The 26,188-nt window shown below is 69.4% G+C and carries 24 protein-coding genes; 1 reads left to right on the forward strand and 23 read right to left on the reverse strand.

Features of this window, described 5'->3' with window-relative positions:
* Nucleotides 1-8 precede the first annotated feature (8 nt).
* The 23 genes from GA0111570_RS10115 to GA0111570_RS10225 all read right to left on the reverse strand — a co-directional run bounded on the left by GA0111570_RS10115 (nucleotide 9) and on the right by GA0111570_RS10225 (nucleotide 24,965).
* A complete protein-coding gene (locus GA0111570_RS10115; RefSeq protein ID WP_092605118.1) occupies nucleotides 9-1,067 on the reverse strand; it encodes an IS110 family RNA-guided transposase in 1,059 nt (352 codons plus the stop codon).
* Nucleotides 1,068-1,328: 261 nt separating this feature from the next.
* Nucleotides 1,329-2,930, reverse strand: a complete 1,602-nt coding sequence (gene abc-f, locus GA0111570_RS10120) for a ribosomal protection-like ABC-F family protein (protein WP_092610267.1) — start codon at nucleotides 2,928-2,930, stop codon at nucleotides 1,329-1,331.
* Nucleotides 2,931-2,939: 9 nt separating this feature from the next.
* The gene (locus GA0111570_RS10125; protein WP_175557441.1) at nucleotides 2,940-4,289 is read right to left on the reverse strand and encodes an acyltransferase family protein; all 1,350 of its coding nucleotides are present in this window, start codon (nucleotides 4,287-4,289) and stop codon (nucleotides 2,940-2,942) included.
* Between the two features lie 206 nt (nucleotides 4,290-4,495).
* Nucleotides 4,496-4,846 carry a metal-sulfur cluster assembly factor gene (locus GA0111570_RS10130; protein ID WP_217634119.1) on the reverse strand — a complete coding sequence of 117 codons (351 nt, stop codon included), beginning with the start codon at nucleotides 4,844-4,846 and terminating at the stop codon, nucleotides 4,496-4,498.
* Between the two features lie 65 nt (nucleotides 4,847-4,911).
* Nucleotides 4,912-5,379 (reverse strand): Fe-S cluster assembly sulfur transfer protein SufU, encoded by a 468-nt coding sequence (gene sufU, locus GA0111570_RS10135; RefSeq protein WP_092610275.1) that lies wholly within the window; start codon nucleotides 5,377-5,379, stop codon nucleotides 4,912-4,914.
* Nucleotides 5,379-6,680 (reverse strand): cysteine desulfurase, encoded by a 1,302-nt coding sequence (locus tag GA0111570_RS10140; protein WP_092610278.1) that lies wholly within the window; start codon nucleotides 6,678-6,680, stop codon nucleotides 5,379-5,381. Before GA0111570_RS10140 ends, sufU begins: the two co-directional genes overlap by 1 nt.
* A complete protein-coding gene (gene sufC, locus GA0111570_RS10145; RefSeq protein WP_092610281.1) occupies nucleotides 6,673-7,440 on the reverse strand; it encodes a Fe-S cluster assembly ATPase SufC in 768 nt (255 codons plus the stop codon). Before sufC ends, GA0111570_RS10140 begins: the two co-directional genes overlap by 8 nt.
* Before the next feature lie 40 nt (nucleotides 7,441-7,480).
* Nucleotides 7,481-8,671 carry a Fe-S cluster assembly protein SufD gene (gene sufD, locus GA0111570_RS10150; RefSeq protein ID WP_245703123.1) on the reverse strand — a complete coding sequence of 397 codons (1,191 nt, stop codon included), beginning with the start codon at nucleotides 8,669-8,671 and terminating at the stop codon, nucleotides 7,481-7,483.
* 49 nt (nucleotides 8,672-8,720) lie between these two features.
* A complete protein-coding gene (gene sufB, locus GA0111570_RS10155) occupies nucleotides 8,721-10,154 on the reverse strand; it encodes a Fe-S cluster assembly protein SufB (protein WP_092610284.1) in 1,434 nt (477 codons plus the stop codon).
* Between the two features lie 3 nt (nucleotides 10,155-10,157).
* On the reverse strand, nucleotides 10,158-10,889 hold the full coding sequence (locus tag GA0111570_RS10160) for a helix-turn-helix transcriptional regulator (RefSeq protein ID WP_245703125.1): 732 nt from the start codon (nucleotides 10,887-10,889) through the stop codon (nucleotides 10,158-10,160).
* 612 nt (nucleotides 10,890-11,501) lie between these two features.
* On the reverse strand, nucleotides 11,502-12,329 hold the full coding sequence (locus GA0111570_RS10165) for an alpha/beta fold hydrolase (RefSeq protein ID WP_175557442.1): 828 nt from the start codon (nucleotides 12,327-12,329) through the stop codon (nucleotides 11,502-11,504).
* A gap of 201 nt (nucleotides 12,330-12,530) precedes the next feature.
* On the reverse strand, nucleotides 12,531-13,661 hold the full coding sequence (locus GA0111570_RS10170; protein ID WP_217634110.1) for an FAD-dependent oxidoreductase: 1,131 nt from the start codon (nucleotides 13,659-13,661) through the stop codon (nucleotides 12,531-12,533).
* A 73-nt stretch (nucleotides 13,662-13,734) separates the two neighbouring features.
* Nucleotides 13,735-14,232, reverse strand: a complete 498-nt coding sequence (locus tag GA0111570_RS10175; RefSeq protein WP_092610290.1) for a lipocalin-like domain-containing protein — start codon at nucleotides 14,230-14,232, stop codon at nucleotides 13,735-13,737.
* A complete protein-coding gene (locus tag GA0111570_RS10180) occupies nucleotides 14,225-15,256 on the reverse strand; it encodes an alpha/beta fold hydrolase (protein ID WP_217634111.1) in 1,032 nt (343 codons plus the stop codon). The genes GA0111570_RS10175 and GA0111570_RS10180 overlap by 8 nt, the downstream gene beginning before the upstream one ends.
* A gap of 14 nt (nucleotides 15,257-15,270) precedes the next feature.
* The gene (locus GA0111570_RS10185; protein ID WP_092610295.1) at nucleotides 15,271-16,266 is read right to left on the reverse strand and encodes a VOC family protein; all 996 of its coding nucleotides are present in this window, start codon (nucleotides 16,264-16,266) and stop codon (nucleotides 15,271-15,273) included.
* 76 nt (nucleotides 16,267-16,342) lie between these two features.
* On the reverse strand, nucleotides 16,343-17,155 hold the full coding sequence (locus GA0111570_RS10190) for an SDR family oxidoreductase (protein ID WP_175557443.1): 813 nt from the start codon (nucleotides 17,153-17,155) through the stop codon (nucleotides 16,343-16,345).
* Nucleotides 17,156-17,189: 34 nt separating this feature from the next.
* Nucleotides 17,190-17,756 (reverse strand): aromatic-ring-hydroxylating dioxygenase subunit beta, encoded by a 567-nt coding sequence (locus tag GA0111570_RS10195; RefSeq protein WP_092610297.1) that lies wholly within the window; start codon nucleotides 17,754-17,756, stop codon nucleotides 17,190-17,192.
* A complete protein-coding gene (locus GA0111570_RS10200) occupies nucleotides 17,753-19,219 on the reverse strand; it encodes an aromatic ring-hydroxylating oxygenase subunit alpha (RefSeq protein WP_092610300.1) in 1,467 nt (488 codons plus the stop codon). The genes GA0111570_RS10195 and GA0111570_RS10200 overlap by 4 nt, the downstream gene beginning before the upstream one ends.
* Before the next feature lie 70 nt (nucleotides 19,220-19,289).
* The gene (locus GA0111570_RS10205) at nucleotides 19,290-20,522 is read right to left on the reverse strand and encodes an NAD(P)/FAD-dependent oxidoreductase (protein ID WP_092610305.1); all 1,233 of its coding nucleotides are present in this window, start codon (nucleotides 20,520-20,522) and stop codon (nucleotides 19,290-19,292) included.
* A 3-nt stretch (nucleotides 20,523-20,525) separates the two neighbouring features.
* The gene (locus GA0111570_RS10210) at nucleotides 20,526-20,735 is read right to left on the reverse strand and encodes a ferredoxin (RefSeq protein WP_092610308.1); all 210 of its coding nucleotides are present in this window, start codon (nucleotides 20,733-20,735) and stop codon (nucleotides 20,526-20,528) included.
* A gap of 329 nt (nucleotides 20,736-21,064) precedes the next feature.
* Nucleotides 21,065-22,237, reverse strand: coding sequence for an FAD-dependent oxidoreductase (locus GA0111570_RS10215; RefSeq protein ID WP_092610311.1), 1,173 nt, complete (start codon nucleotides 22,235-22,237; stop codon nucleotides 21,065-21,067).
* Entirely contained in the window at nucleotides 22,224-23,918 is a 1,695-nt protein-coding gene (locus GA0111570_RS10220) for an MFS transporter (protein WP_092610314.1), read from the reverse strand. The genes GA0111570_RS10215 and GA0111570_RS10220 overlap by 14 nt, the downstream gene beginning before the upstream one ends.
* A 108-nt stretch (nucleotides 23,919-24,026) precedes the next feature.
* On the reverse strand, nucleotides 24,027-24,965 hold the full coding sequence (locus tag GA0111570_RS10225) for a LysR substrate-binding domain-containing protein (protein ID WP_092610317.1): 939 nt from the start codon (nucleotides 24,963-24,965) through the stop codon (nucleotides 24,027-24,029).
* A gap of 207 nt (nucleotides 24,966-25,172) precedes the next feature.
* Between GA0111570_RS10225 and GA0111570_RS10230 the strand changes: the two genes are divergently transcribed.
* Nucleotides 25,173-26,099, forward strand: a complete 927-nt coding sequence (locus tag GA0111570_RS10230; protein ID WP_092610320.1) for a VOC family protein — start codon at nucleotides 25,173-25,175, stop codon at nucleotides 26,097-26,099.
* The last annotated feature ends 89 nt before the right edge of the window (nucleotides 26,100-26,188 follow it).

Genomic DNA, 26,188 nt, shown 5'->3' on the forward strand with positions numbered 1-26,188 from the left:
GGACGCTCCTATGGTCTGTCAAGGACTGGTGGGTGTTCGAGGAGGCGGTAGAGGTCGCGGGCGATGTAGCGCTTGAGGCAGCGTTTGATCTCGCGTGGGGTCTTGCCCTGGGCGGTGCGGCGGGCGGTGTAGTCCTTGGTCGGCTGGTGGTAGCGCTGACGGGACAGGACGATGGTGTGCAGTGCCCGGTTGAGTTGTCGGTCCCCATGGCGGTTGAGTCGGTAGCGGGTGGTGGTCTGGCCGCTGTTGGCGGGGATCGGGGCGACGCCGGCCAGCATCGCGAACGCTGCTTCGGAGTGGATCCGGCCAGGGTGGGACCAGGCGCACAACACCACGGCGGCGACGATCGGGCCGACGCCGAGTTGGTCGAGCAGGTCGGGTCGCCAGCGCTTCACGATGGCCAGGATCGCTGTTTCGTGGCCGGCAGCCTCGGTCTGCAGGCCCTGGCAGCGGCGCGCGAGCTGGCGCAGCACGCGCGCCGTGGTGCTGGTCTCGGTGTCCCAGCTGGGCTGGATGCGTAGCTTGGCGGCGATACGGACCTGCTCGACCGGCCGGTGGCCGCGCAGCTTGGCGCGCAGGACCTCAGGGGCGGCGATGGTCAGGCTGAACAGTTGGCGCATGGTCACGGTGTAGGCATCGACCGCGGAGCCACGCGCGGCGAGCAGCACGGAGAGGGCTTGTCGGTCCCCGGCCGCCCGGGGTGTGCCCAGCACGGGCCGGGCCAGGGCTTCACGGGCGGCGCGGACCGCGTCGATCTTGTCGGACTTCGCCCCGTGGCGGCGCTGGGTGCGTTCGGGCCGGTCCAGCTCCACCACGTACTCCTCGCCGGCCGCCAGCAAACGGGTCAGTCCGGCGCCGTGGCCGCCGGTGCCCTCGATCGCCCACGCGCGCAGCGCGCCGTGCTCATCAGCGAAGTCGATCAGTGCGCGGTAACCCTCGGGGGTGGTCGGGACGCTCAGGTCGGCCAGCGCGGCACCGGTGTGGGCATCGATCACTGCGGCTGTGTGGGTCTCGACGTGGGTGTCGACCCCGATGACGAAGTCGACGACTTCGGCCAGACTGGTCATGCGTTCTCCCTTGCTCCGGAATGGACGTGGTTCCGGTCCGGGAGGAGTCACGGCAGGACTGTGACGGGACACCTCAGGTGCTGTGAACACCTGAGGGTCAAGCTCCTGATCAGGCCAACAAGGCTCCGACCGGGCCGGGGTCGGCCACCCGTGACGGACAAGTCCACTGAAAGGCACACAGGCCAGTCAGGCCAAGGGTCACGTCACCAGGTGGCTTCCCCACAGCCCATCACCAGACGAGCTGTACCGCCATCCTCACAGTCAGGCCAGCGAGATCAGCTCGCCGTACTCCGGGCTCCAGATGTCCTCGTCACCATCGGGCAACAGCAGCACCCGGTCGGGGTCGAGGGCCTGCACGGCCCCCTCGTCGTGGGTGACCAGCACGATCGCCCCGGAGTACGTGTTGATCGCGCTGAGGACCTCGGCGCGGGAGGCGGGGTCCAGGTTGTTGGTCGGCTCGTCGAGAAGCAGCACGTTCGCCGCGGAGACCACCAGCATCGCCAGCGCCAGCCGGGTCTTCTCACCACCGGAGAGCACGCCGGCCGGCTTCTCCACGTCGTCACCGGTGAACAGGAAGGAGCCGAGGATCTTGCGGACCTCGGTGTTGTTCAGGTCCGGCGAGGCCGACACCATGTTCTCCAGCACCGAGCGCGACACGTCGATCGTCTCGTGCTCCTGGGCGTAGTAGCCCACCCGGGCCCCGTGGCCCAGCATCACCTTGCCGGTGTCCGGCTCCTCGATCCCGGCGAGCATCCGCAGCAGCGTGGTCTTCCCGGCGCCGTTGAGGCCCAGGATCACCACCTGGGAGCCCTTGTCGATGGCCAGGTCGACGCCGGTGAAGACCTCCAGCGAGCCGTAGGACTTGGACAGGTTCTCGGCCCGGATCGGGGTCTTGCCGCAGGGTGCCGGCTCCGGGAAGCGGATCTTGGCCACCCGGTCGCCCTGGCGCTCGGCCTCCAGGCCCGAGATCAGCTTCTCGGCGCGACGGGCCATGTTCTGCGCAGCCACCGCCTTGGTCGCCTTCGCCCGCATCTTGTCCGCCTGGGCGAACAGCTGGTCGGCCTTGCGCTCCGCGTTCTGGCGCTCGCGCTTGCGGCGGGCCTCGTCCGCGGCGCGCTGGGTCAGGTAGCGCTTCCAGTCCATCGAGTAGATGTCCATCACGGCGCGGTTGGCGTCGAGGTGGAAGACCTTGTTGACCGTCGCCGCGAGCAGGTCGGTGTCGTGGGAGATCATCATCACCGCACCGGAGTAGGACTGCAGGTAGCCGCGCAGCCAGGTGATCGAGTCGGCGTCCAGGTGGTTGGTCGGCTCGTCCAGCAGCAGCGTGTCCGCGTCGGAGAACAGGATCCGGGCCAGTTCGACACGTCGGCGCTGGCCGCCGGACAGCGTCTTGAGCTGCTGCATCAGGACCCGCTCGGGCAGCGCCAGGTTGGACGCGATCCGGTAGGCCTCGGACTCGGCGGCGTACCCGCCGGCGGTCAGGAACTGGGTCTCGGTCTTGGCGTACGTCGCCATCGCCTTGTCCCGGACGTCATCGTCGGTGGTCTCCGCCATCTCCATCTCGGCGGCCTTCATCCGGCGCAGGATGTGGTCCAGGCCACGAGCGCCGAGGATCCGGTCGCGGACCAGCTCCTCCGGCTCCCCGGAGCGGGGGTCCTGCGGGAGGTAGCCGATGTGGCCGGTGCGCTGCACCTCTCCACCGGCCGGCAGCGACTCGCCGGCAAGGATCTTGGTCATCGTCGTCTTGCCCGCTCCGTTGCGACCGACCAGACCGATCTTGTCGCCGGGGCCGACCTGGAAGGAGACGGGCTCCAGCAGGAGACGGGCTCCGGCACGGACTTCGAGATTGCGGACAGTCAACACCGCGCCATCCTATGCCCGACCCCCCGGAACCTCCGATTCGTCGGTCTGCCCGCCGCCCCGGTGATGATGTTGGTGCCGCCTGGACTGGCGTGAGGCGTCGCGGAACATCAGCGCGCCGGCGGCGAAGCACAGCAGCCCGATCGTGGCCCGAGGTGCAGCGGGGTGGAGCACCATCCCGGTGCGGTAGATCAGCCAGAAGCCGACCAACAACAGCACCATCGAGGCCACCGCCAGCCGTGTCCGGGGGGCGTCACCGAGCGGTGGGACGAGGCGTCGCTCGACCATGCTGATCACCGGGACGAGCCCGACCATCAACGGCAGGGCCAGGGCAATGATGAGTGGGCGGCCCAGCAGGACGGTCGCCCGGCCGGGGTGCCGCTCGGCGAGCGGGTAGAGCAGCCCGATGGCCAGGGCGATGATCGGACCATGCCACAGGTAGATGGTCACGGCGAGCGCGTTGACCCACGCCAGCACCTTCTGCAGCACCCGGGCACGCTCCAGCGCGGCCCCGAAGGCCCGCTCGACCTGGGCCAGCACCGCTGTCTGGGCCAGGGCCAGGGCTGCCATCGTCGCGGTCGGAGGGGCCAGGTTACCGACGGCCTGGTCCCCCACGGCCGCCGGACTGGGCGGATAGTAGCCGACCACCTTGAGCAGCACGAGGAGTGCGATGACCGCGCCGGCGAAGGTGGCCCAGATGATGATCCTCGGTCCCGTCCTCCACCAGCCCCGGTGGTAGGCGATGCCCAGCTGGTGCACGAACAGCCAGACGACCACGTAGTTGATGTCGGCGGCCCACCCGATCCCGAGGGAGAAGCGCACGGCGTCGACGATGATCGCCAGGACGGCCAGCACGATCAGCACGAGCACACCCCACCGGTCGTGGGCGGCGCACATCACCGGCGCCAGGATCACCACCACCAGGTAGACCAGCAGGAACCACAGCGCCCCAGTCAGCTTCTGGGTGCCCAGCATGGCGGTGGAGAAGGTCCCGAACCACGCGATCACCGTCCCCACCGTCGCCCACACCGCGATGTAGAACGCCAACGGGCCGAGCAGTCGTCTGGCCCGGGTGACCAGCCACGTTCCGTATGTGGCGCCTTGGCCCTGCAGGCGGTCGATCACAAGGGTGTTCGCGAAGCCGCCGGCCACGAAGAACAGCGGCATCACCATGATGAACCAGCCCAGCGTCCAGCCGACCGGCCCGGGCGACCCAACGAACGTACGGATCGGGGCGCCGTTGCCGACGGTCGTGACGTCGACGCGGAACAGCATCAGGTGGAAGCCGATCACCACCAGCAGGGAGAGCGCCCGCGCGAAGTCGATGGCGACGTTGCGGGTCGGCGTGCCTGGGGTGTTCACACCCCCATTGAACCGCACCGGGGCCTCAGTGCGGCCCGTACCGAGGGTGGACGGGGCCGATGCGACGCGCGAACGCCCGCGCACGTCGACCGGGACGTGGCGCGGGCGTTCGGATCAGGCATGGCCACAGGCGGCGTGGCAAAAGGCTGCGGCGCTGATCGGGCGCCGATGCCTGTCAGCTGGCCTCGCGGGTCACGTGCGGCTGGTCAGACGTTGAAGCCCATCGCCCGCAGCTGGTCCCGGCCATCATCGGAGATCTTGGCGGCGGTCCACGGCGGCATCCAGACCCAGTTGATGTGCAGGGCGTTGACCATGCCCTCGAGGGCGGCCTCGGCCTGGTCCTCGATCATGTCGGTCAGCGGGCAGGCCGCGCTGGTGAGCGTCATGTCGACCACGACGGTGGAGTCGTCGTCGACGTGGACGCCGTAGATCAGGCCGAGGTCGACGACGTTGATCCCCAGTTCGGGGTCCACGACGTCCTTCAGTGCCTCGAGCACGTCCTCGTCGGTCGGCTTGGAGGACGCGGCCGCAGCGGGGGACGCCGGCGCGTCGCCCATCAGCTCGCGATCCTGCACCTTGTCGGCGGGGTTCTCGATGTCCGTGGCGGTCTCGACGGTTTCGTTCATGACCGGTCCTCCTTCTTGTCCGGCTCGGTCGTGGAGGTCGCACGCATCAGCGCGTCGCGCAGCGCGGACCAGCTCAGCAGGGCGCACTTGACTCGTGCGGGGAACCTGGAGACGCCCGCGAAGGCGATCCCGTCCTCGAACTCGTCCTCGTCCGGCTCGATCCGGCCCTGCGACTCCATCATTTCCTTGAAGTGGTCGTACAGCACCTGGGACTCCTCGACGCTGCGGCCGATCACCAGGTCTGTCATCACCGAGGTCGACGCCTGCGAGATGGAACAGCCCTCACCGTCGTACGACACGTCGGCGATGGTGTCCCCGTCCAGGTCGACGCGCAGGGTGAGCTCGTCGCCGCAACTCGGGTTGACGTGGTGCACCTCGGCGTCGAACGGCTCGCGCAGGCCGCTGTGGTGCTTCTCCCTGTAGTGGTCCAGGATGATCTCCTGGTACATGGCCTCGACGTTCATCAGTTCGCCTTCCTGCGCGTGCGGGACGACGTCCGCGGCCGGGTGAAGAAGTCCCGGGTGTAGTCCAGCGCCTCGACCAGGACGTCGATCTCGTGCTGGGTGGTGTACAGGTACGCCGAGGCCCGGGTCGACGACTGGACGCCGAATCGGTCGTGCAGCGGGCGGGCGCAGTGGTGCCCGCCCCGGACCGCGACGCCGCGCGAGTCGAGCAGGGTCATCACGTCGTGCGGGTGCACGCCCTCCAGCTCGAAGGAGATCGCACCGCCCCGGTCGACCGGCTCGGTCGGGCCGAGGACCTTCAGGCCCTTCACGCCGGCGAGCTGCTCCAGCGCGTACGCGGTGATCTGCTGCTCGTGGGCGGCGATCCGCTCCATGCCGATGCCCTCGAGGTAGTCGATGGCGGCACCCAGCATGACCGCCTGCGCGATCGGCATGGTGCCGGCCTCGAAGCGATGCGGCGGCGGGGCGTACGTCGACCCCTCCATCCGGACGACCTCGATCATCTCGCCGCCGCCGAGGAAGGGCGGCAGCTGCTCCAGCAGCGCATAGCGCCCCCAGAGGATGCCCAGACCGGTCGGGCCGAGCATCTTGTGGCCGGTGAACGCGACCATGTCCGCACCCCACGCCTGCACGTCGGTGGCCATCTGCGGCACCGACTGGGAGGCGTCGACCACCAGGACCGCACCGACGGCGTGGGCCATCCCGGCGAGGACCTCGACCGGGTTGATCGTGCCCAGGACGTTGGACTGGCGGGTCACCGAGACGACCTTGGTCCGCTCGTTGACCAGGCCCTCGCGGGTGGCCTTCTCCAGGTCCAGGCGGCCGTCCGCGGTGACGTCGAACCAGCGCAGGGTGGCGCCGGTGCGCTGGCAGACCAGCTGCCACGGGACGATGTTGGAGTGGTGCTCCATCACGGAGATCACCACCTCGTCACCGGGACGCAGGCTCGCGCCGAGCGTGTTCGCCGCGAGGTTCAGCGCCTCGGAGGCGTTCTTGGTGTAGATCACCTCGGACGCATCGGCCGCACCGATGAAGCCGGCGATCTTCTTGCGGGCACCCTCGTACGCCCCGGTCGCCTCGGCGCCGAGCATGTGCATGGCGCGGGCGACGTTGGCGTTGTGGTGGGCGTAGAAGTCCGCGACCGCGTCTATCACGACCTGCGGCTTCTGCGAGGTGTTCGCCGAGTCCAGGTAGGTCAGGGGGTGGTCACCGACCGTACGCTCCAGGATCGGGAAGTCCTTGCGGACCGCCTCGACGTCGTACGCCTCGGTGCCCTGGTCGACGACCTGGGTCTCAGACATCCGCGCGCGCCGCCTTCAGGTACTTGTCGTAGCCCTCGGCCTCGAGCTCGTCGGCCAGCTCCGGGCCGCCCTGGGTGACCATGTGGCCGTCGACGAAGACGTGCACGACGTCGGGCTTGATGTAGCGCAGGATGCGGGTGTAGTGCGTGATCAGCAGCACCGCGCGGTCGCCCTGCTCGATGTAGCGGTTGACGCCCTCGGAGACCACGCGCAGCGCGTCGATGTCCAGGCCGGAGTCGGTCTCGTCGAGGATCGCGACCTTCGGGTTGAGCAGCTCCAGCTGGGCGATCTCGTGGCGCTTCTTCTCGCCGCCGGAGAAGCCCTCGTTGACCGAGCGCTGGCCGAAGGTCGGGTCCAGGTCGAAGCGGCCGAGGACCTCGTTGACCTGCTTGGTCCAGGTCCGGATCTTCGGCGCCTGCCCGTCCACGGCGGTCTTGGCGGTACGCAGGAAGTTCGCCACGGACACGCCGGGCACCTCGACCGGGTACTGCATGGCCAGGAACAGGCCGGCGCGGGCCCGCTCGTCGGCGGTCATCGCGAGGATGTCCTGGCCGTCGAGGGTGACGGTGCCGCCGGTGACGGTGTACTTGGGGTGGCCGGCCAGCGTGTAGGCCAGCGTGGACTTGCCCGAACCGTTGGGGCCCATGATCGCGTGGGTCTGGCCGGACCGGATGGTCAGGTCGACGCCCTTGAGGATGGGCTTGGGGCCGTTGTCGGTCTCCACCTGGACGTGCAGGTCGTGGATCTCGAGGGTTGCCATGGGGTGGTCTCCTGTCGTGCTGTGAAGTCGTGGGGGGTGATCAGGCGTTCGCGGGCGCGCCGACGGTGACCGAGAGCTCCTCGGTGACCGCCTCGATGAGGCGCTGCTCGATCTCGGGAACACCGATCTTGTGGATGATCTCGGTGAAGAAGCCGAAGACGACCAGCTTGCGCGCCTCGTCCTCCGCGATCCCGCGGCTCTGCAGGTAGAAGAGCTGCTCGTCGTCGAAGCGTCCGGTGGTCGCCGCGTGGCCGGCACCGGCGATCTCGCCGGTCTCGATCTCGAGGTTCGGCACCGCGTCGGCCCGGCAGCCATCGGTCAGGACGAGGTTGCGGTCCGACTCGTACGTGTCGATACCCTCGGCCGCCTTGCGGATCAGCACGTCGCCGATCCAGACGGTGTGCGCGCCCTTGCCCTGCAGGGCACCGCGGTAGTCCACCCGCGACACCGACTTGGGGGTGGCGTGGTCGACCAGCAGCCGGTGCTCCAGGTGCTGCCCGGCGTCGGCGAAGTAGACCCCGTACTGGTGCAGCTCCCCGCCCACCGACGCGTAGTCGGTGGTCTGGGTGAGCCGGACCAGGTCACCGCCGAAGGTGGCGGTCACCGCCGTCACGCTCGCGTCGCGCCCGACCTGGACCGAGGTCTGGCCGGTGTGCACCGCGTCGTCGTCCCACAACTGCAGCTCGACCAGGTTCACCTGGGCACCCTCGCCGACGACCACCGACACGTACGCGTCGTACGTGGCCGAACCGAAGTGCTCGAGAACCACGGTCGCCTTCGCGTGGTGGCCCACGGTGACCACGACGTGGTCGTGGACGACCTGGTCGGCACCGCCACCGGTCAGCTTGAGGATGACCGGCTCGTCGAGCTCCGCCTCGGCGGGGACGTCGACGTGCAGCGCTCCCCCGGCGTTGGCGACGGCCATCACGGCCAGCCGGTCCATCGGCGGGCGCCCGCCGAGGCCCTTGGCCTCCTCGGTGCTGACCTCCGAAGCGGTCACGCCGGCCGGCAGCGAGGTCTCACGGGTGAGCCGCTGGCCGGTGGGGCCGGCCTGCAGCAGGCCGCGCAGCCGCTTGAGTGGGGTGAAGCGCCAGATCTCCTCGCGTCCCTGCGGGACCGGGAAGTCTGCGACGTCCCACGAGGGGGTGGAGTGCAGGTGCGAGGGGACCACGGCCGACGGCGTGGGGAAGCCGGCGGGTGAGGTCGCGGTGGTGGCGGTATCGACGGACAACTGGGTCACTTTCTCGGGTCGTACGGGTGGGGCTGGGCGGGGTGCCGGGTCAGCCGACAGCCCCCTCCATCTGCAGCTCGATCAGGCGGTTGAGCTCGAGGGCGTACTCCATCGGCAGCTCCTTGGCGATCGGCTCGATGAAGCCGCGCACGATCATCGCCATCGCCTCGTCCTCGGCCATGCCGCGGGACATCAGGTAGAAGAGCTGGTCCTCGGAGACCTTCGAGACGGTCGCCTCGTGGGCCATCGACACATCGTCCTCGCGGACGTCCACGTACGGGTAGGTGTCGGAGCGGGAGATGTTGTCGACCAGCAGCGCGTCACAGCGCACCGACGACTTCGAGTTGTGCGCACCCTGCTCGATCTGCACCAGTCCGCGGTAGGACGAGCGGCCACCGCCGCGGGCGACCGACTTGGAGACGATCGAGCTGGAGGTGTTCGGCGCCAGGTGGACCATCTTCGAGCCGGTGTCCTGGTGCTGGCCCTCGCCGGCGAAGGCGATCGACAGGGTCTCGCCGCGGGCGTGCTCACCCATCAGGTAGACGGCCGGGTACTTCATCGTGACCTTGGAGCCGATATTGCCGTCGATCCACTCCATCGTCGCGCCCTCCTCGCAGGTGGCGCGCTTGGTGACGAGGTTGTACACGTTGTTCGACCAGTTCTGGATCGTCGTGTAGCGCACGCGGGCGTTCTTCTTCACGATGATCTCGACCACGGCGGAGTGCAGCGAGTCCGACTTGTAGATCGGGGCGGTGCAGCCCTCGACGTAGTGCACGTACGAGCCCTCGTCGGCGATGATCAGCGTGCGCTCGAACTGGCCCATGTTCTCGGTGTTGATCCGGAAGTAGGCCTGCAGCGGGATCTCGACGTGGACGCCCTTGGGCACGTAGATGAACGAGCCGCCGGACCAGACCGAGGTGTTCAGCGCGGAGAACTTGTTGTCACCCGAGGGGATGACCGTACCGAAGTACTCCTGGAACAGCTCGGGGTGCTCCCGCAGACCCGTGTCGGTGTCCATGAAGATGACGCCCTGGCGCTCGAGCTCCTCGTTGATCTTGTGGTAGACCACCTCGGACTCGTACTGGGCCGCGACACCGGAGACCAGGCGCGCCTTCTCCGCCTCGGGGATGCCCAACTTGTCGTATGTGTTCTTGATGTCCTCGGGCAGGTCCTCCCAGGAGGTGGCCTGCTTCTCCGTGGACCGCACGAAGTACTTGATGTTGTCGAAGTCGATGCCGTCGAGCTCGGCACCCCAGGTCGGCATCGGCTTGCGCTCGAAGAGCTTGAGCGCCTTGAGCCGGCGCTGCAGCATCCACTCCGGCTCGTGCTTCAGGCCGGAGATGTTCGCGACCACGGCGGTGCTCAGGCCGCGCTCGGCCAGCGCACCGGCCTTGTCGGGGTCGTGCCAGCCGTACTCGTAGTGGCCGAGGGCATCGATCTGCTCGGCCTGCGTGAGCTGTGGCTCGTTGGTCACCTGGGTCATCGGTCAGCCCTCCTGGTGGGTGGCATCTGGGGTGGTCCGTGCCGCGGGTGCGGTCACGACTGTCAAGGGGGCCCGGCTGTGGGAGGCTACTGCCCCAGTGCGCGGACGGGTCGCGGTGGTCACCGCGTCGGGAATGTGCGTGGTGCAGACTCCGTTGCCGTCGGCGATGGTCGCCAGGCGTTGCACGTGGACGCCGAGCAGGCGGGAGAACACCTTGGTCTCGGCCGCGCACAGTTCGGGGAACTCGATCGCCACGTGCGCGACCGGGCAGTGGTGCTGGCAGAGCTGCTCGCCGGTCCGCGACGGCTGGGTGGTGGCGACGTAGCCGGCCGCGTTCAGCGCCACGGCCAGGGCCTCCGGAGGATCGACCTCGGCGCCGGCGTCCTCGGCCGCCACGACGGCTGCCCGGTAGGCGCCGACCACGTCAGCGATCCGCTCCTCGGCGAACTGCTCGATCGCCGGCTCGCCGCCGACGGCCTTGAGCTGGCGCAGGGCCTGGATCGCCAGGGTGTCGTACGTGGAGGGGAAGTGGGCCCGGCCGGCATCGGTGAGCAGGAAGACCTTGGCCGGGCGGCCGCGGCCTCGCGAGCCGTAGATCCGCTCCTCCTCGCTGCGCAGGTCGCCGGACTCCTCGAGCACGGCGAGGTGGCGACGGACCGCGGCAGGGGTCAGGTCGAGCCGCTCGGCGAGCTGGCTCGCGGTCGAGGGGCCGTGCTCCAGGATGGAGCGCGCCACCCACTCACGGGTGGTTCGCTCCGCCTCCCGCACGGTGGAGGTGGGCAGCGCTGATACCGCGGCCGCGGCGCCCCCTTGAACGCCGGACGGACGAACGGCGTCCTCTCCGGAAGATTTCACAACGCCATTCTTGCCTTAATGTGCGCCGAATCAAAATCACAACGCCGATGTGACCGAATAGCGGGACGGCTCGGGCGTTGCCGCTCGTGGGGTTCGGTGCCCGAGACTTCGGGTTCGCTGCTCCCGGGTCCCGACTCCCACCCGGTTCGCTGCCGTTCCGCCGATTCGCTGCTCCTCCTCCGGTTCGCTGCCCCTGCAAGGGCAGCGAACTTCCCCAAGGACAGCGAACCGGTCCAAGGGCAGCGAAGCCCCAGTGCCGGCAGCGGCGCGGTCGCCCGTGGCAGCAACTTCTTCAGCCAGGAGAGATCCAAACCACAAGCCAAGCCAGGCCAAGGAACGGCCCCGGACCCGAACGCAACCAGCGCACCCGAACGCAACCAGGGCACCCGAACGCAACCAGCGCCCCCGAACACCACCAGGGCCCGGAGCCTCGGACGCGCACCCAGGCGCGGCGCGATCCCTGGCTCCGGGCCCTGCCCGGGATGACCGAGGTCAGTCGGAGAGGAAGTTGTCCACCAACTGGCTGAACTCGCCGGCCCTCTCGATCTGCGTCCAGTGGCCGCAGCGGGAGTAGACGTGCAGCTGGCTGTCGTCGATCCAGTCCAGCATGGTGAGCGAGGTGCTCAGCGGGATCACCTTGTCGTCGCGGCCGTGCACCATCAGCGTACGGTGCGGGATCGCCCGGACGTCCGCCTCGTCATGGGCCATCGCATCGACCCACCGCTGGCGCGGCGCCGGGAACATGGCGGAGAACGCCTCCTGCATGCCGGGCCGGGTGCTGGCCTCGTAGCGCATCCGGACCAGGTCGTCGGTGATCAGCGAGGAGTCGTACGCGAAGACGGACTTCATGATCGAGTGCATGTTCTCGAACGAGGGCTCGTAGCCCCACACCATGTCCAGGCCCTCGGTGATCTCGAACGGCACGCCGACGGCGCCCATCAGGATCAGCTTGTCGACACGTTCGGGGTGGTGGATGGCCATCGCCAGGGCCATCGAGCCGCCGAAGGAGTTGCCGACCACGCTGGCCTTCTCCAGGCCCAGGGCGTCCATGAACGCGATGGCCTGGTCCAGCCAGACCTGCTGGTTGAACTCGGTCCCCTCCGGATACTCGGTGAACCCGAAGCCGACGAAGTCGGGCATGATCACCCGGTAACGCGGGGACAGGTGCTGCACGACCAGCCGCCAGTTGGCCCAGCCGCTCACGCCCGGTCCGGACCCGTGCAGCAGCAGCACCGGGGTGCCCTCGCCGATGTCGTGGTAGTTGGTCCGGAACTCACCGGTCTGGATGAACTGGCCGATCTCGGGATTCTTGTCGCTCATCATGCTCTTTCGCTCGTGGGGCGCTGCACTGCGCTCCCCTGGGGTTGCACGGAGGGTTCACCACAGACGGTGGCAGGTTGCCGGACCGATGTCGACGGGTGCTCCGCGGGGAGGAACGTGATCCTGCCCACGCCCACCGTCCCGTCCGCCGGCGGGTCGCCAGGAACGGACAGCGTACCGGGGGCGGGACGGCTGGTCCGATCAGATCGGCTGGGCCAGCTTCGCCAGTGCCTCGTCGACCACGGCGGTCTGCTCCTCCGGGGTGGCCTGCTCCTGCTCCAGTCGGCCGATCTTCACCGAACTGTTGACCACCAGGCGGCACCGGTCCTCACGACGGGCGCTGTATGCGGCGAGGGCGCGCGGCACGTCGAAGTCGACCTTCTCCAGTTCCTCGGCAACGACGATGGCGTCCTCGACGGCCATGCCGGCGCCCGAGGCGAGTTGCGGGGTGGTCGGGTGGGCGGCGTCGCCGACCAGCACGACGCGGCCGACGTGCCACGGTGCGGGCAGCACGAAGGCCTCCAGCGGCCGGAAGTTCACCTCGGTGTCCTCGGTGATCTCGTCACGGATCTGGCCGGCGATGCCGCCGTAGCCCTCCAGCAGCTTGCGCATCTCGCCTGGCAGGGTCTGCGGGTCGCGCCAGACCTTCTCGGTGCGCTGGTTGATGAACATGTACATCTCGGTGTCGGAGACCGGGGTGAACCCGACCTTGTTCTTCCCGCCCAGGTAGAAGTGGCGCTGGTCGACGCCCTCGGGGCGCTGGATGAAGATCCGCCAGACGCTCTGCCCGGTGTACTCCGCCTTCGGCGCTCCGGGGAAGATCTGCTCCCGGGTCCGGGAGCTGACGCCGTCGGCGCCGATGACCAGGTCGTAACGGCCGGTGCCGCCGTCGCTGAAGGTGACGTCGACCCCGTCGGCGTCCTGCTCGAGCCGGTCGACGGAGATGCCCAGGCGTACGTCGGTGCCGACCTCGAGGACGTGCCGGGAAAGGATGTTGTGCAGCACCGGGCGCGTGATGCCACCACAGCCCGCCACCCCGGCCTCGGCGGGGATCGGGGTCGGGATCTCGCGGATGAACTCACCCTCCACCGACAGCACCCGGATGCCCTCGCCGACGTACCCCTGGGCTGCGATCTCGTCGTACACGCCGATGTCCTTCAGCGCCCGCAGCGTGGCGCCGGTGATGGTGATGCCGGCGCCGAGCGGGCGCCAGTCCTCGGCGATGTCGACCAGGTCGACCTTGGCTCCGAGGCGGCCGAGCGTGATGGCGCTGCACATGCCGCCGGTGCCGCCGCCGATGATGAGGACCTTGAAGTCGTCTTTGATGGTCACCGGTTCACTCCTTTGTAGTCCGATGTGTTGCGTCGGCCGGGGCGGCGTCGGCAGGATTCCTGGTTGGTGGTGGTCATGCTCGGTGCTCTGCGCCGGGCGCGATCGCGGTCCGGCCGCCAGCGATCCGGTCGTCAACGGTCCGGCTGTCGGCAGGGCGCCGCCAGACGAGGCGCGCCGTACGGGCCTCGGGCGTGCCGTCCTCGAGTCGCGCCTCCAGTGCGAGGGTGCCGTCCTCGCGGAAGACGAAGCGCCGCCGCTGGTCACCGCCGACCCAGTTGGGGAACAAGCTGAGCCCCACGTGGTGGATCACCACATCGCCGTCCACGTCGTACGTTCCGGCGTAGGCGAGCATCGAGGAATAGGCGGCCGCCTTCTCCGTGTCATCGGCGTTCCACTGTCCGCCGGTGGTGAACCGCGGACGACCGGCCTTGGCGATCATGCAGGACATGTCGCCGTCCCCGGTGTAGCGGATGAAGCCCTCGAGCTGCTGGCCCATCGGGTACATCAGGCGTCCGTCGTCGTAGTCCTGTTCCCAGCTGACGATGTCCCAGCGGCCGGTGATGTCAGCCATGGGTCTCCTCCTTGGTCGTGGCGCCCGTACGGGCAGGGGTCGTGGCGCCCGTACGGGCACGGGTGCCGGCGACCAGGAACTCGGTCACCACGCGGTCGTGCTCCTCGGCGCTCTCGTACTGCGCCCAGTGTCCGGTGTCGGCCGCACAGTGGAACCGCCCGTCCCTGACCCGGTCGGCCAGGTACTGCCCGTATGCGGGAGGTGTCCGGTTGTGGTCGCCCCAGAAGACGAGCGTCGGGCAGGTGATCTGCGCGGCCAGGTCGTCCGGGACGCGATGGGGGCGTACGGCCACCCCCGTCTGGTACTCGGTGATGAACCGCTGCTGGACCTCCGCCAGGGCAGGCCGGCGGTACAGCGCCTGGCGGATCAGGATCGCCTCGTCGGTGATCCGGTCCGGGTCGGCGAGGATCCGGGTCATCCGGGCCCGGACGTTGTCGTACGTGGGGTGGCGCAGGGTCTCCAGCGAACTGGCCAGGTTGGAGGCCCAGTTCGGCTCGACGAAGCCGGGGATCGCCCCTTCCGCCGGGTCGAAGCCCATCGTGGTGGTCAGGACCAGCTTCTCCACCCGCCCGGGATGGGCGAGCGCGAGCCGCATCGCCACCCAGCCACCGAGGGACTGTCCCTCGACGGCCGCGGAGGAGATGCCGAGCTGGTCCATCACGTCGATGACCTGGTCGACGAGCGGGGGGATCAGCTCGGGATCGAAGCCCTCGGTCTGGGACCGGCCGTGCCACAGGAAGTCCATCGCCACGACGTGGAAGTGCTCGGCCAGTCGGGGGATGTTGCGGACGTAGTTCTCCAGGTGGCCGCCGGTGCCGTGCAGCAGGAGCAGCACCGGTCCCTTGCCTGCCTCGAGCACCCGGGTGCGGTAGCGGCCCTGCACGATCCGCACCTGGGTGTCGATCAGGTCGACCCAGGTGGTGGAGGGTACGGGGTTGGCGGCGGTCGGATCCTCGGCGCCGAGCTGCGACGCGGAGTCGGGCATCTGTTCGCGCGTCGTCTCGACGCTCTGTTCGCTCGTCATGGGAGGTCGCCGGCTCAGCCGGCGAACTGCCCCTCGGCGACCGGGTCGGGCCCGGCGGCGCGGCTGGCGGAGATCGGGCCCTTGAGGGTGCCGTCGGACTTCTCCAGGCCGAAGGTCCACTGCGAGAAGATGTGCGCCTCGGCGGCGAAGTCCTGCGGCTGCCACTCCTCGGTCACGATGTCCTCGTCCGCGGCGTACTCCCAGGAGCCGCCGAAGGGGGTGAGGAAGTACCAGAAGCAGGCGGAGGAGACCAGGTGGCGCCCGGGGCCGGCGAAGGTCAGCCAACCCTTGGCGTCGAAGGCCTGGCCGCCGAGGATCACCTCGTGCACGTCGCGGACCTTCCACGCCAGGTGGTTGAAGCGGGTGCCGGGCTGCTTGGCGTTCATGAAGAACACGTTGTGGTGGTTGCCCTCGGCCGAGCAGCGGGCGAAGATGCCGCGGTCGGCGTACCGGTCGGAGACCCGGAAGCCCAGGCGGTCCAGGTAGAACTGGGCGGCCTGCCAGGCATCGTCGACGCCGATGGCCAGGTGGGAGATCTCGTACGGCTGGGCGCGGTCGTAGCGCGGGGCCCGCTCGTCGATCCGGGCCGGCCGGCGCGGGGCGTTGTAGCGGGTGACGTCGTAGTCGACGTCACTGCGCCGGGTGACCCGGAAGGCGAGGCGGAAGCCGAGGTCGTCGTGGCTGCGCAGCACGCCCTCGTCGTCGATCACCGCCTCGCGGTCGGTGGCCAGCTCGGCGCGGAGCGCCTCGAGGTTCTCCGGGAAGTCCACCCCCCAGGTCATCTCGACCAGGCCGCTGGCGTCGCCGACCGGCGTGCAGCGGGGGTCGGACGTGTCGGTGCGGACGAACTCGACGCCCGAGCCGTCGAGGGCACGGAAGCGCAGCGTGTCCGCTCCCTCGATGCGGGTCAGGCCCCAGTCGGCGGCGAACCGCTCGGCGGAGTCCAGATCCTCCACGGCGAAGCGGAGTTCGTCGATCCCGTTGAGACCGAAGTCCTTGGTGGTGGTCATGTCGCCTCCTCGGCGCAATTCAGCTGGTGGTACGGGTGGTGGGTGTGCCTGGGGCCCGGCATGGCCCGGCGGCGGCTCAGGCGCGGGCGGGGGTGAGCACGGACCGGTTGAGCAGCCCCTGGTCGGCGACGATCGTCTGCCCGGTCATGATCGTGTTGTGGCGGGAGGCCAGGAAGGCGTAGAGCGGGCCGTACTCCTCGGCCGTCGGGAGCTCCTGCAGCAGCGATACCCGCCGGAAGGTGTCCAGGAAGGCGTCCTTGGGGATGGCGTCCTGGGTCGTCGCGGCCAGGCCGAGCGCTCCGGGACCGGCCAGCTTGCTGCCGGCGATCCCGGCCGGGGCGACACCGTTGACGCGTACGTCGGGGGCGAACTCGAAGGCGAGCTGGCCGACCAGGCTACGGATCGCGCCCTTGGTCGCCGTGTAGACCGCCCCTCCCCCGTCCGCCGCGTACGCGGCGGTCGAGGAGGTGAGGACCAGGGCGCCGTGCTGCTCGGCGAGGGCGTCGTGGAACACCCGGGCCAGCAGCAGGTGGCCCAGCACGTTGACGTGGAAGACCTCGTCGAACAGGGTGGCCAGGCGTTCCGGCTCGATGTCCGCGATCGGCACCTGCCCGTCGAAGATGCCCTGGCAGGCGATCACGGCGTCGACCTGCCCGTACGCATCGAGCACCCGGGCCCGGGCGGACTCGAGGTCGGCGAGCTCGGTCACGTCGCCCCGGATCGCCAGGACGCCGTGACCGAACTCCTCGTGCAGCTGCTCGACCTTGCCCTCCGACACCTCGAGGACGGCCACCCGGGCCCCCTCGGCGAGGCAGTGGCGGACGACGCCCAGGCCCAGGCCCGAACCTCCGCCGACCACGAGGACGACGTCCCCAGCGAGCATCTGCATGGCGTGATTCCTTTCGATCCCAGTGGGAGGGTGATCAGACGAAGACGCCGAGGTTGGGCGTCTGGAGGATCGCGGTGGTCAGCAGCGCCGTGCGGCGCAGCAGGCGAGGGCCATCCGCGGTGAGGCGCAGCTGGTCCTGGCGGCGTACCGGGATCACGTCGCCGAGCTCGTCGTGGCCGCGCTGGCGGTAGAGCAGCAGGGCACTCTCCACGTTGACCACGTCGGCGGACTCGCCGCGCTCGACGATCACGCTGCCGACCACGCGCAGGGTGCGCGAGGGCGCCACCTCCGCCCAGGCCTGGCCGCTGTCCAGGCGCGCCACGCGCAGCGCGAGCAGCGGCTTGTCGTCGCGGATGCGGTAGCCGCCGCCGGAGACCTCGTCCTCGAACGAGAGCCTGGCCGAGCGGATCGGCACCTCGTAGACGATCTCGTCGTCGATCATGGTGAGCCACTCGTCGAAGCGGCGCTCGTCCAGCAGCTTGGCCTCGCGGGCCAGGAAGTCCTCCGCCAGGTGGCGGATCTGCTCCTGGGTCAGTGCGCCGGTGTCGGTGACGGTAGCTGCGGTGTTCCCGGCAGTGGTGTTGACGGTGGTGGTGCTCATGCCTGTGCCCCCTCGGTGAGAATGCCCTCGTCCTCGACCGCTGCCGCGGCCGCCGCGACCACCGCGGCTTCACGGACGGCCAGGTCGGCCGCCTTGGTCTCTGCCTTCATGGTCTGGTTGTGGCTGCGCATGGCGTCCACCCAGCGGCGGTAGAAGGCCTCCTGCAGGTACTCCCCGTAGATCGACGGGTAGTACTTGCCCGGGCCCTGCCACTCGGGGTCGGGTCCGGTGCGCTTCTGGCGGAAGTGCAGCCGCATGCCGGCCTCGCGGGCCCAGGCGCTGCGCCCGGCCTTGGCGATGCCCTCCCAGACCACCGTGTCGTCCTGTTCGAAGACACCGCCGGAGCCGAAGCCGTACTGGCCGGCCAGGTAGGCCTTGTCCTTGTACGCCTGGGGAGCGACCTTGTACTCGAACTCCCAGGTCCACAGCTCCATCACGCCCGGGGCCACCGGCTGCCAGACCCGGATGTTGGTGAACGGGATCGGCATCTCGCCGGGGTTGGCCGGCTGCGGGAAGCGCAGGTAGCTGAAGTTCGGGAAGAAGGTTCCGATGGTCGGCGGCCGGTTCTCGATCATCTCCCGCTGGACGTCGTCCAGGCGGTCCAGGTCGAACAGGTCGCGCACTTCCGGCGGATAGCCCCACATGGTGAACTGCGGTGCGATCAGGTCGGCGATGGAGTGGCCGATGAAGCTGTTGCCGTTGCCGAAGTCGTAGCCGTGGGCCACCACCGACACGTTGTTGAGGCCGGGGATGAAGCCGGACAGGGTGTTCGAGTAGTGCGTGGTGCCGACGTGGTAGGCGTCACCGGCGAAGTTCTCCGCGCCGTTCTTCCAGTCGGCCTTGACGGTGAAGACCTCGGGCTGGGCCAGCACCTCCATGCCGTCCGGGTGCAGGTTCACGACTGCCTCGAAGGCCCAGACCGCATCGCCCAGGTACTCGCGCAGCGGCGGGACGTCCTCCGACAGCGAGGCGAAGATGAAGCCGAAGAGGCTCTCGACCTTCGGCGCCCGCAGCAGCCCCCACTCGCGCGGATCCAGCTTCTCGCCGTACGCGTCGTTCATCTGGGGTGCACCGGCCCAGTCGCCGTCGTTCTTGTAGGCCCAGCCGTGGTAGGGGCACTTGAAGACTGCAGTGTTGCCGCGGTCCTCGTGGCAGACCTCGGTGCCGCGATGGCGGCAGTGGTTGTTCAGGACCCGGATGATGCCCTTGCTGTCACGGCTCAGGATGACGCGGTCGGTGCCGATCCGCCGCATGACGAAGTCGCCCTTGTTCGGGATCTCGGACTCGTGGCCCAGGAACACCCAGGTCTTGGTGAAGATGCGCTGCATCTCGGCGGCGAAGATCCGGTCGTCGTTGAAGATGTCGACCGGGAGCAGGCTGTCGTCGAGGGACTCCTCGACCCGGTCGACGACGGAGTCGATGTAGGCGGTGTCGTCCGCACTCGGGGTTTGGTACCGATGCATGGGGTTCTCCTTTGAACCGAACAGGATGGGGTGGATCGGGCCGGCGGGCAGCCGGGCTGGAGTGGTGGGGTCAGGCGCCGGTCGCGGCGACCGTCAGGCCGGCATGGGCGAGGGCCTCGTCCCAGCCCGCGCCTCTCTGGAGGAGCTTCTTGTAGCCGCGCAAGGAGCGTTCGCACCCGCGCGAGACGATGGCGTGGAACCGGCCGTCGCGGCCGAACAGGACGAGGAACTCCTCGTCGTCGTACGTGCCCAGGGCCAGCAGGGAGTCGTCACCGTCCCGGCGACGCCCGTAGTAGTGGTACTTGCGCTCGAACATGTCGGTCCAGAAGTACGGGACCGTGCGGTAGGGGGTGTCGGTTCCCTTGGCGATGTTGAGTCCGACCACCCGGCCCTGCTCGATCGCGTTGGTCCAGTGGTGCACCCGGACGAACTCGTCGTAGAGGGGGTGGAAGAAGTAGGCGACGTCCCCGGCGGCCCAGACGTCGGGCAGGTTGGACCGTCCGGCGGCGTCGGTCACGACTCCGCCGTCGACCTGCAGGCCGGAGCCCTCGAGCCACTCGATGTTGGGGGTGACGCCGATCCCGGCGATCACGCACCCGGTGGCGTGGGTGTGCTCGATGCCGTCCCGGTCGGTGTAGCGCAGGAGGTAGTCCCCCGGCGTGCCGCTGACGCCGGTGACGTACGTCTCCGAGTGCAGGTCGACCCCGTGGGCACGGTGGTCGTCGCGGATGATCGTGGCGACCTCCGGGCCGATGATGTGGTCCATCGGCAGCGGGTGGGCACCGAAGAGGGTGACCTCCTTGCCGCGTTCGCGCAGGCTCGCGGCGACCTCCAGCCCGATGAATCCGGCGCCGACCACGGTGATCCGGTCGGCCGCGTTGACCTGGTCACGGATCGCGACCAGGTCCTCGGCGGTGCGCATGGTCGGCAGCACGAGCCCGTCGTCGGTGGTCAGCGTACGGTTCCGGGTGCCGGTGGCGACCAGCAGCGCGTCGTAGGGGAACTCCTCGCCGTCCTGGGCGGTGACGACCTTGCGATCAGCGTCGAGGCGGGCGGCCGCCACACCGGTCCGGACGTCGTAGCCCTTCTCGGCGAAGTGCGCCGCCTGGCGCAGCTCGCGGACCTCGGGCTCGCCGGTCCCCGACAGCAGCGCCTTGGAGAGGGTCGGGCGGTCGTAGCCGGGGCGGGGCTCGGCATTGAGGATGGTGATGGGCCCCTGGTAACCGCCTTCGCGCAGGCCGTCGGCCGCACTGAGTCCGGCGGCGGAGCCCCCGACGATGAGGATGTTCTTCGGTGCGCCCATCGGTCAGGCGCCGGTGGTGGTCAGGACGATGGCCTGGGCGGGGCAGCTGCGGGCCGCCTCCTCGAGGTCCTCGCGCTCGTCCTCGTCCGCCGAGTCGCGCAGCAGGACGGCAATGGAGCTGCCGGACGGTACGTCGAAAACGTCGGGAGAGATGCCCATGCACAGCCCGTAGGCCTGGCACTTGCTGGTGTCGAGAGCGATGGAGATGCTCATGGCTTCGTTGCCTTCCTGGTCAGCGTCGGCTGGTTCAACGCGTCCCTGCGCTGGCCGATGGAGAAAACATAGGACGCACGTCACATTTTGGGAAACGGTTCTTCATGATGTCTGCCATCGATGCCATCAATGGCTTGTCTGGCTGGTGCGAGCGCGACCCGTCCGGGGCCAGGGCTGGCAGGTCAGATTCGCCTCACCCACCGGCCCCCTCGGAACGCCGATCGCCCGGCGGCACCCCAGCAGGGCACCACCGGGCGGAGACCCGGGCACCGGCGACGGCCACCGGACGGAGAACGGAGAACGGAGAACGGAGAACGGAGAACGGCCGATCAGATCGGCGCGAGCAGTGCCGTGAAGGAGGCGTCCATCAGCTGGGCATGCTCCTGGCGATCACCCCGGGTGATCTCGATCTGGCCCAGGCGGCCGGAGTTGTTGACCACCATGGCGCAACGCTCCCAGCGACGCTCCTCGAAGGCTGACAGCGCGGCCTCGACCCCGGCCCCGGAGCACAATTCGTCGGCCAGCACGATCGCATCCTCGATGCCGATCCCGGCGCCGGCGGCCAGGTGTGGGGTGGTCGCGTGGACGGCGTCGCCGATCAGGACGATCCGGCCCAGGTGCCATGGCGTGTCGACCAGCAGTCCCTCGAGGGGGCGGAAGGAGATCAGCGAGGTCTCGTCCAGCTGGTCGCGCGCGGACCGGAGGCGGGGATCGGAGAACGGCTCGAGCAGGGCCAGCAGGCGTGGCAGCAACTCCTCGTCGGGCACCCGGCGATGGTCGGGGATGTTCTCGTTGACGAACAGGTACATCTCCCGGTCCGAGACAGGGTTCAGGCCGACCTTGACGTCGTCCCCGATCCACAGGGTCGTACGCGTGATGCCCGGATGCAGCGGGAGCACGGCCCGCCAGACGCCCTGGCCGCTGTAGTGGGGGCCGGGGACGTCGGGGAAGAGGGACCGGCGCGTCCGGGAGTACAGTCCGTCGGCTCCGACCACCACGTCGTAGCGGTGCTCCGAGCCATCGGTCAGCCGGGCCGTGACGCCGGTGCCGTCATCGACCAGGTCGGTGGCGGTGCTGCCGAGGTGCACCCGCACCCCGGCGGCCAGGGCCGCCTCGGAGAGGATCTGCTGCAAGAGCGGGCGCATGATGGCGCCGTTGCCCGGCACGTCCTCGCCGGCGACCCGTGGACTGGGCAGACTCACCAGCGGGTGGCCGTCCGCCCGGAGGACGTCGGTGCCGTCGAAGGCGGCTCCCTCCGCGAGGTACCGGTCCAGGACCCCGAGGGTCCGGAGCGCCCGGAGGGTCGGGCCGCCGATGCTGATCCCGGCGCCGTACGTGCCCCACTCGGGGGTGATCTCGACCAGGTCGACGCGTACGCCGCGCCTGGCCAGCTCGAGGGCTGCGGAGGTTCCGGAGAAGCCGCCGCCGATGACCAGGGCCGAGGCAGGAGCACCGGTGCCGGGAACGCTGGCGCGGGTGATGCTGGTGTCAGGAACGCTCATCGTGCGGGCGACCCCCTTCGAAGCCGGGCTGGTGCGGGTGGACGGGGATCGGGAGCTCGACGACCGGTTCGGAGTCGACGTCGGGGTGCAGCGGGTCGAACAGTGCCTCGGGCTCGGGGTCCTTGCCGCCGGCACCAGCCATCAGCACCACCGTGAGGATCGCTGCCAGCAGGGCCGCCGCAGCGGCGACCAGCAGGCCGCGGGAGAAACCGTCGCCGAGCGCCTGCAGGGCGACGCCGGCGGCACCGGAGCCGGGGGCTCCCTGGGGCAGTCCGTTGACCGCCAGCGGACCGGCGATCCCGTTGATCGCCTCGGCGGCACCCTGGTCCTGCGGGGAGAGGCCGGCGCCGGAGAGGTTCTGGCCGAAGGTACGGGCGGCGGTGCTGAGGGCGACGGAGCCGACGATGGCCGGGCCGAGGGCGAAGCCGAGGTCGCGGATCATGTTGATCGTGGCGCTGCCCATGCCGACCAGGTGCATCGGGACGTTGTTCAGGGCGACCGCCGTCATGGAGTTGAGGGCGAGGGCGAAGCCCAGGCCGACGAACAGGGCGGGGACGACGAACGGTCCGAAGGAGGTGTTGGTGACGTCGAGCCTGCTGAGCAGGAAGGCGCCGACCCCCATCAGCAGCCAGCCGGCGGCGAGCAGCCAGCTCGGGTTGATCACCCCGAGGAGGCGGGACAGCACGGGGACCAGGACGAAGGTGGGTGCCTGCACGACCAGGAAGAAGAGGGCGATCATGATCGGCGGCTGGTGCTGGACCGGGCCCAGCCACATGCTCATGCCGTAGCCGACGCCGAGGAAGGTGAACATGCCGATGATGGAGACCAGCGCGGTGACGGCGAAGGGGCGGTTGCGGAACAGGTCCAGGTGCAGGATCGGCGACTCGACCTTGCTCTCGATCACCAGGAAGGCGGCGAGCAGGGCGGCGCCGATGACGAACGCCCCGAGGATGCGCGGGCTGCCCCAGCCCTCCTCGGCACCTTGGATGACCCCGTACAGGACCAGCAGCAGGCCGAGGGCGAAGGTGATCTGGCCGGGGACGTCGAGCTTGCGGCCCTCGGGGGCGGACGACTCGACCGCCAGCAGGCCGGTCAGCAGCAGTGCGACGGCGGCCAGGCCGGCGAGGAACCAGTAGCTCAGGCGCCAGTTGCCGCCCGAGGAGATGATGCCACCGGCCATCGGGCCGAAGGCGGCGGCCAGCGAGAGCGACCCGGCCCACATCGCCACGGCCTTCGCGCGCTGCTCCGGGGAGTGGGTGATGGCGGCGACCAGGGACAGCGAGCCGGGGAACATCGCGCCGGCACCGAGGCCGTTGATCGCGGCACCCAGCCAGAGTACCTCGACGCTGGGGGCGAGGGCGGAGACGATGCTACCGACGATCGCCAGCAGCGCTCCGGCGATCACCAGCTTCTTGCGGCCGAACATGTCGCCGAGGACACCGAAGCTGAACTCGAACACGACGACGCTCACCATGAAGGCCGCCGTGATCCAGGTCAGCTGGAGGCCGGAGATGTTCAGGCTGGACTGGAACAGGCCGTTCAGCGAGGCGGGGAGCGCGCTGATCGCCTGCGAGACGAACACGGCCGAGCAGGCGGCGATCAGGGTCCCGGAGTAGCCGACGACGGGGGCCGTCGTCGCACTGAGCCGCCCCGGGGATGTCGGGGTGGAGGTGTTGGTCATGGAAGTGTCTCCCTTGCGGTCGGACGTCATCGGCCGATCGGACAGATAGGCATGCGATGAAACTAGGGCGCCGCGAGTGTGACGGGAAACACATGCTGTCGATGGGGACTATTGAGCGGATCGTTCCTCTTCGACGACGCTCCCCAGCGTGGCCGCATGCTCGGAGAACACCTGGCGCATCCACCGGTGCCCGGCGTCCTCGTCGTTGAGGTCGGTCCACAGCAGCGTCTCGGAGAAGCCTGCCAGCGGCACCGGCGGCTCCAGGACGCGGAGCTCGCGACGGATCGCCGGGTAGGCGGCGAGACGGGCAGGGATGATCGCGATCAGCCGGGTGCCCTGCACCACGAAGGGGGTGATCCCCATGGTGGTGACCAGGTCCGTACGGCGTTCCACTGCCATGGCATCCAGCTGGATCTCGACCAAGGAGGGCAGGCCGCCGGCCGTGCCCCACGCCAGGTAGGGCTGGGTCCGGAGGTCCTCCAGGGTGACGCTGCCACCGATGCTCGGGTTGTCCTTGTCGACCACGCAGATGTACCGGTCCCGGAACAGCACCTGGTGACGGAACCTCCGGTGGTCGGGCAGCGCCTCCTTGGGGACGATGACGGCGTCCACCCGGTTGCGCCGCAGCTCGTCCTCGAACCCCTCCGCGGGTGCGAGCACGCTGAAGCGTACGTTCGGGGCGACCAGGGACAGGTGGGCGAGCAGTGGCTGCAGGAAGGTCATCACGACGAAGTCGCTGGCCAGGATGGTGAAGGTCCGCTCGTCCACCGCCGGGTCGAACCCGTCCGCATGGGCCAGCACCCGTTCCACCTCGGCCAGGACACGCCGTACCGGGACCTCGAGCGAGAGGGCGAGCGGGGTCGGGACCAGGGCACGGCCGTCGCGGACCAGCACCGGGTCGTCGAACAGCTTGCGGAGCCGGCCGAGGGTCGAGCTCATCGCCGACTGGCCGATGGAGAGCCGTTCTGCGGCACGGGTGACGCTGCGCTCGGCGAGGAGGGCGTCGAGGGCGACCAGCAGGTTCAGGTCCACTCGTTTCAGGTCCATGCGGGCAAGTATGACCCTTGATGGATCGGATCAATACATCCAATCGTCAGAGATTGTTTGTGGTGTAGGTCCCACTCCTCCTAGCCTCGACACATCGCAGCAGGACGCCCGCCGTCCCCGGCGCACCAAGCGCAGCGAGCCCAGAGCCCCGAAACACCGCGATCCGATCGCACCGACATATGCAGTCCTCAAGGAGGAGGAATTCACATGCAGGCACCGTTCCGCCCGGTCACCCACGTCCGCCACGTCGCCATGGCCGTCCCGAACTACAAGGAGGCCGTCGACTTCTACCAGGACCTGTGGGGCCTCGAGCGGGTCGCCGACGACTCCGGCCTGTCCTTCTGGGGCACCCCCGCCGATCCCGAGCAGTACGTCGTCCGTCTCCGCGAGGACGAGAAGAAGGGCATCGACCTGGTCGCGTACGCCGCTAGGAGCGCCGCTGACGTCGACCAGCTCGCCGAGCGCCTGGTCGCCGGCAACATCAAGCTGGACCGTGAGCCCGGCTCCCTCGACACGCCGGGCGGTGGCTACGGCGTCCGCTTCTACGACCCCGACGGCGTGCTGGTCGAGGTGTCGGCGGACGTCGCACCCAAGCCCTTCCGGGCCCTGGAGGAGCGCGAGTCGATCCCGCAGAACCTCAGCCACTTCGTCCTGAACACGCCGAACCTGGAGGCGATGAAGGGCTTCTACGAGGAGTACCTCGGGCTGCGCCTGACCGACTGGCTCGGCAACGTGCTGTGCTTCATGCGGGCCGGCTCGCAGCACCACATCCTCGGCCTCGGCCGCGGGCGGCACACCGCCATCAACCACGTCTCCTTCGAGATGCGCGGCATCGACGAGTACATGCGTGGCTCCGGCCGCCTGCTGCGCGCCGGCCAGGAGGTGCTCTGGGGGCCGGGCCGCCACACCGCCGGCGACAACACCTTCAGCTACTTTCTCGACCCCAACGGGAACGTGCACGAGTACACCACCTCGCTGGAGGTCGTCGACGACGAGAACCACGAGCCGCGTACGTACGACATGAAGCCGGAGACCCAGGACCAGTGGGGCTTCGGTGGTGCGATCACCGAGCGGATGCTCGCCGCCCAGGCCAACGATCCCGACCAGAAGCTCTGGGCCTCCTCGCCCGTCTGAGCCGCACCGACCCGCTCGGGTCCCGGCGTACGTCCCTGCCCCGGCGGGGACGTACGCCGGGCCCGGGCCGGTGTCGTGCCCTCGCCGTC

The organism is Raineyella antarctica, assembly GCF_900092135.1.
GTDB lineage: Bacteria > Actinomycetota > Actinomycetes > Propionibacteriales > Propionibacteriaceae > Raineyella > Raineyella antarctica.

Bases quoted from the DNA above. Each gene is read 5' to 3' on its own strand.
- GA0111570_RS10115 (WP_092605118.1), bottom strand. From the start codon at position 1,067: ATGACCAGTCTGGCCGAAGTCGTCGACTTCGTCATCGGGGTCGACACC.
- GA0111570_RS10130 (WP_217634119.1), bottom strand. From the start codon at position 4,846: ATGGGCGACGCGCCGGCGTCCCCCGCTGCGGCCGCGTCCTCCAAGCCG.
- sufU (WP_092610275.1), bottom strand. From the start codon at position 5,379: ATGAACGTCGAGGCCATGTACCAGGAGATCATCCTGGACCACTACAGG.
- GA0111570_RS10140 (WP_092610278.1), bottom strand. From the start codon at position 6,680: ATGTCTGAGACCCAGGTCGTCGACCAGGGCACCGAGGCGTACGACGTC.
- sufC (WP_092610281.1), bottom strand. From the start codon at position 7,440: ATGGCAACCCTCGAGATCCACGACCTGCACGTCCAGGTGGAGACCGAC.
- sufB (WP_092610284.1), bottom strand. From the start codon at position 10,154: ATGACCCAGGTGACCAACGAGCCACAGCTCACGCAGGCCGAGCAGATC.
- GA0111570_RS10165 (WP_175557442.1), bottom strand. From the start codon at position 12,329: ATGAGCGACAAGAATCCCGAGATCGGCCAGTTCATCCAGACCGGTGAG.
- GA0111570_RS10175 (WP_092610290.1), bottom strand. From the start codon at position 14,232: ATGGCTGACATCACCGGCCGCTGGGACATCGTCAGCTGGGAACAGGAC.
- GA0111570_RS10180 (WP_217634111.1), bottom strand. From the start codon at position 15,256: ATGACGAGCGAACAGAGCGTCGAGACGACGCGCGAACAGATGCCCGAC.
- GA0111570_RS10185 (WP_092610295.1), bottom strand. From the start codon at position 16,266: ATGACCACCACCAAGGACTTCGGTCTCAACGGGATCGACGAACTCCGC.
- GA0111570_RS10190 (WP_175557443.1), bottom strand. From the start codon at position 17,155: ATGCAGATGCTCGCTGGGGACGTCGTCCTCGTGGTCGGCGGAGGTTCG.
- GA0111570_RS10195 (WP_092610297.1), bottom strand. From the start codon at position 17,756: ATGAGCACCACCACCGTCAACACCACTGCCGGGAACACCGCAGCTACC.
- GA0111570_RS10200 (WP_092610300.1), bottom strand. From the start codon at position 19,219: ATGCATCGGTACCAAACCCCGAGTGCGGACGACACCGCCTACATCGAC.
- GA0111570_RS10205 (WP_092610305.1), bottom strand. From the start codon at position 20,522: ATGGGCGCACCGAAGAACATCCTCATCGTCGGGGGCTCCGCCGCCGGA.
- GA0111570_RS10210 (WP_092610308.1), bottom strand. From the start codon at position 20,735: ATGAGCATCTCCATCGCTCTCGACACCAGCAAGTGCCAGGCCTACGGG.
- GA0111570_RS10215 (WP_092610311.1), bottom strand. From the start codon at position 22,237: ATGAGCGTTCCTGACACCAGCATCACCCGCGCCAGCGTTCCCGGCACC.
- GA0111570_RS10220 (WP_092610314.1), bottom strand. From the start codon at position 23,918: ATGACCAACACCTCCACCCCGACATCCCCGGGGCGGCTCAGTGCGACG.
- GA0111570_RS10225 (WP_092610317.1), bottom strand. From the start codon at position 24,965: ATGGACCTGAAACGAGTGGACCTGAACCTGCTGGTCGCCCTCGACGCC.
- GA0111570_RS10230 (WP_092610320.1), top strand. From the start codon at position 25,173: ATGCAGGCACCGTTCCGCCCGGTCACCCACGTCCGCCACGTCGCCATG.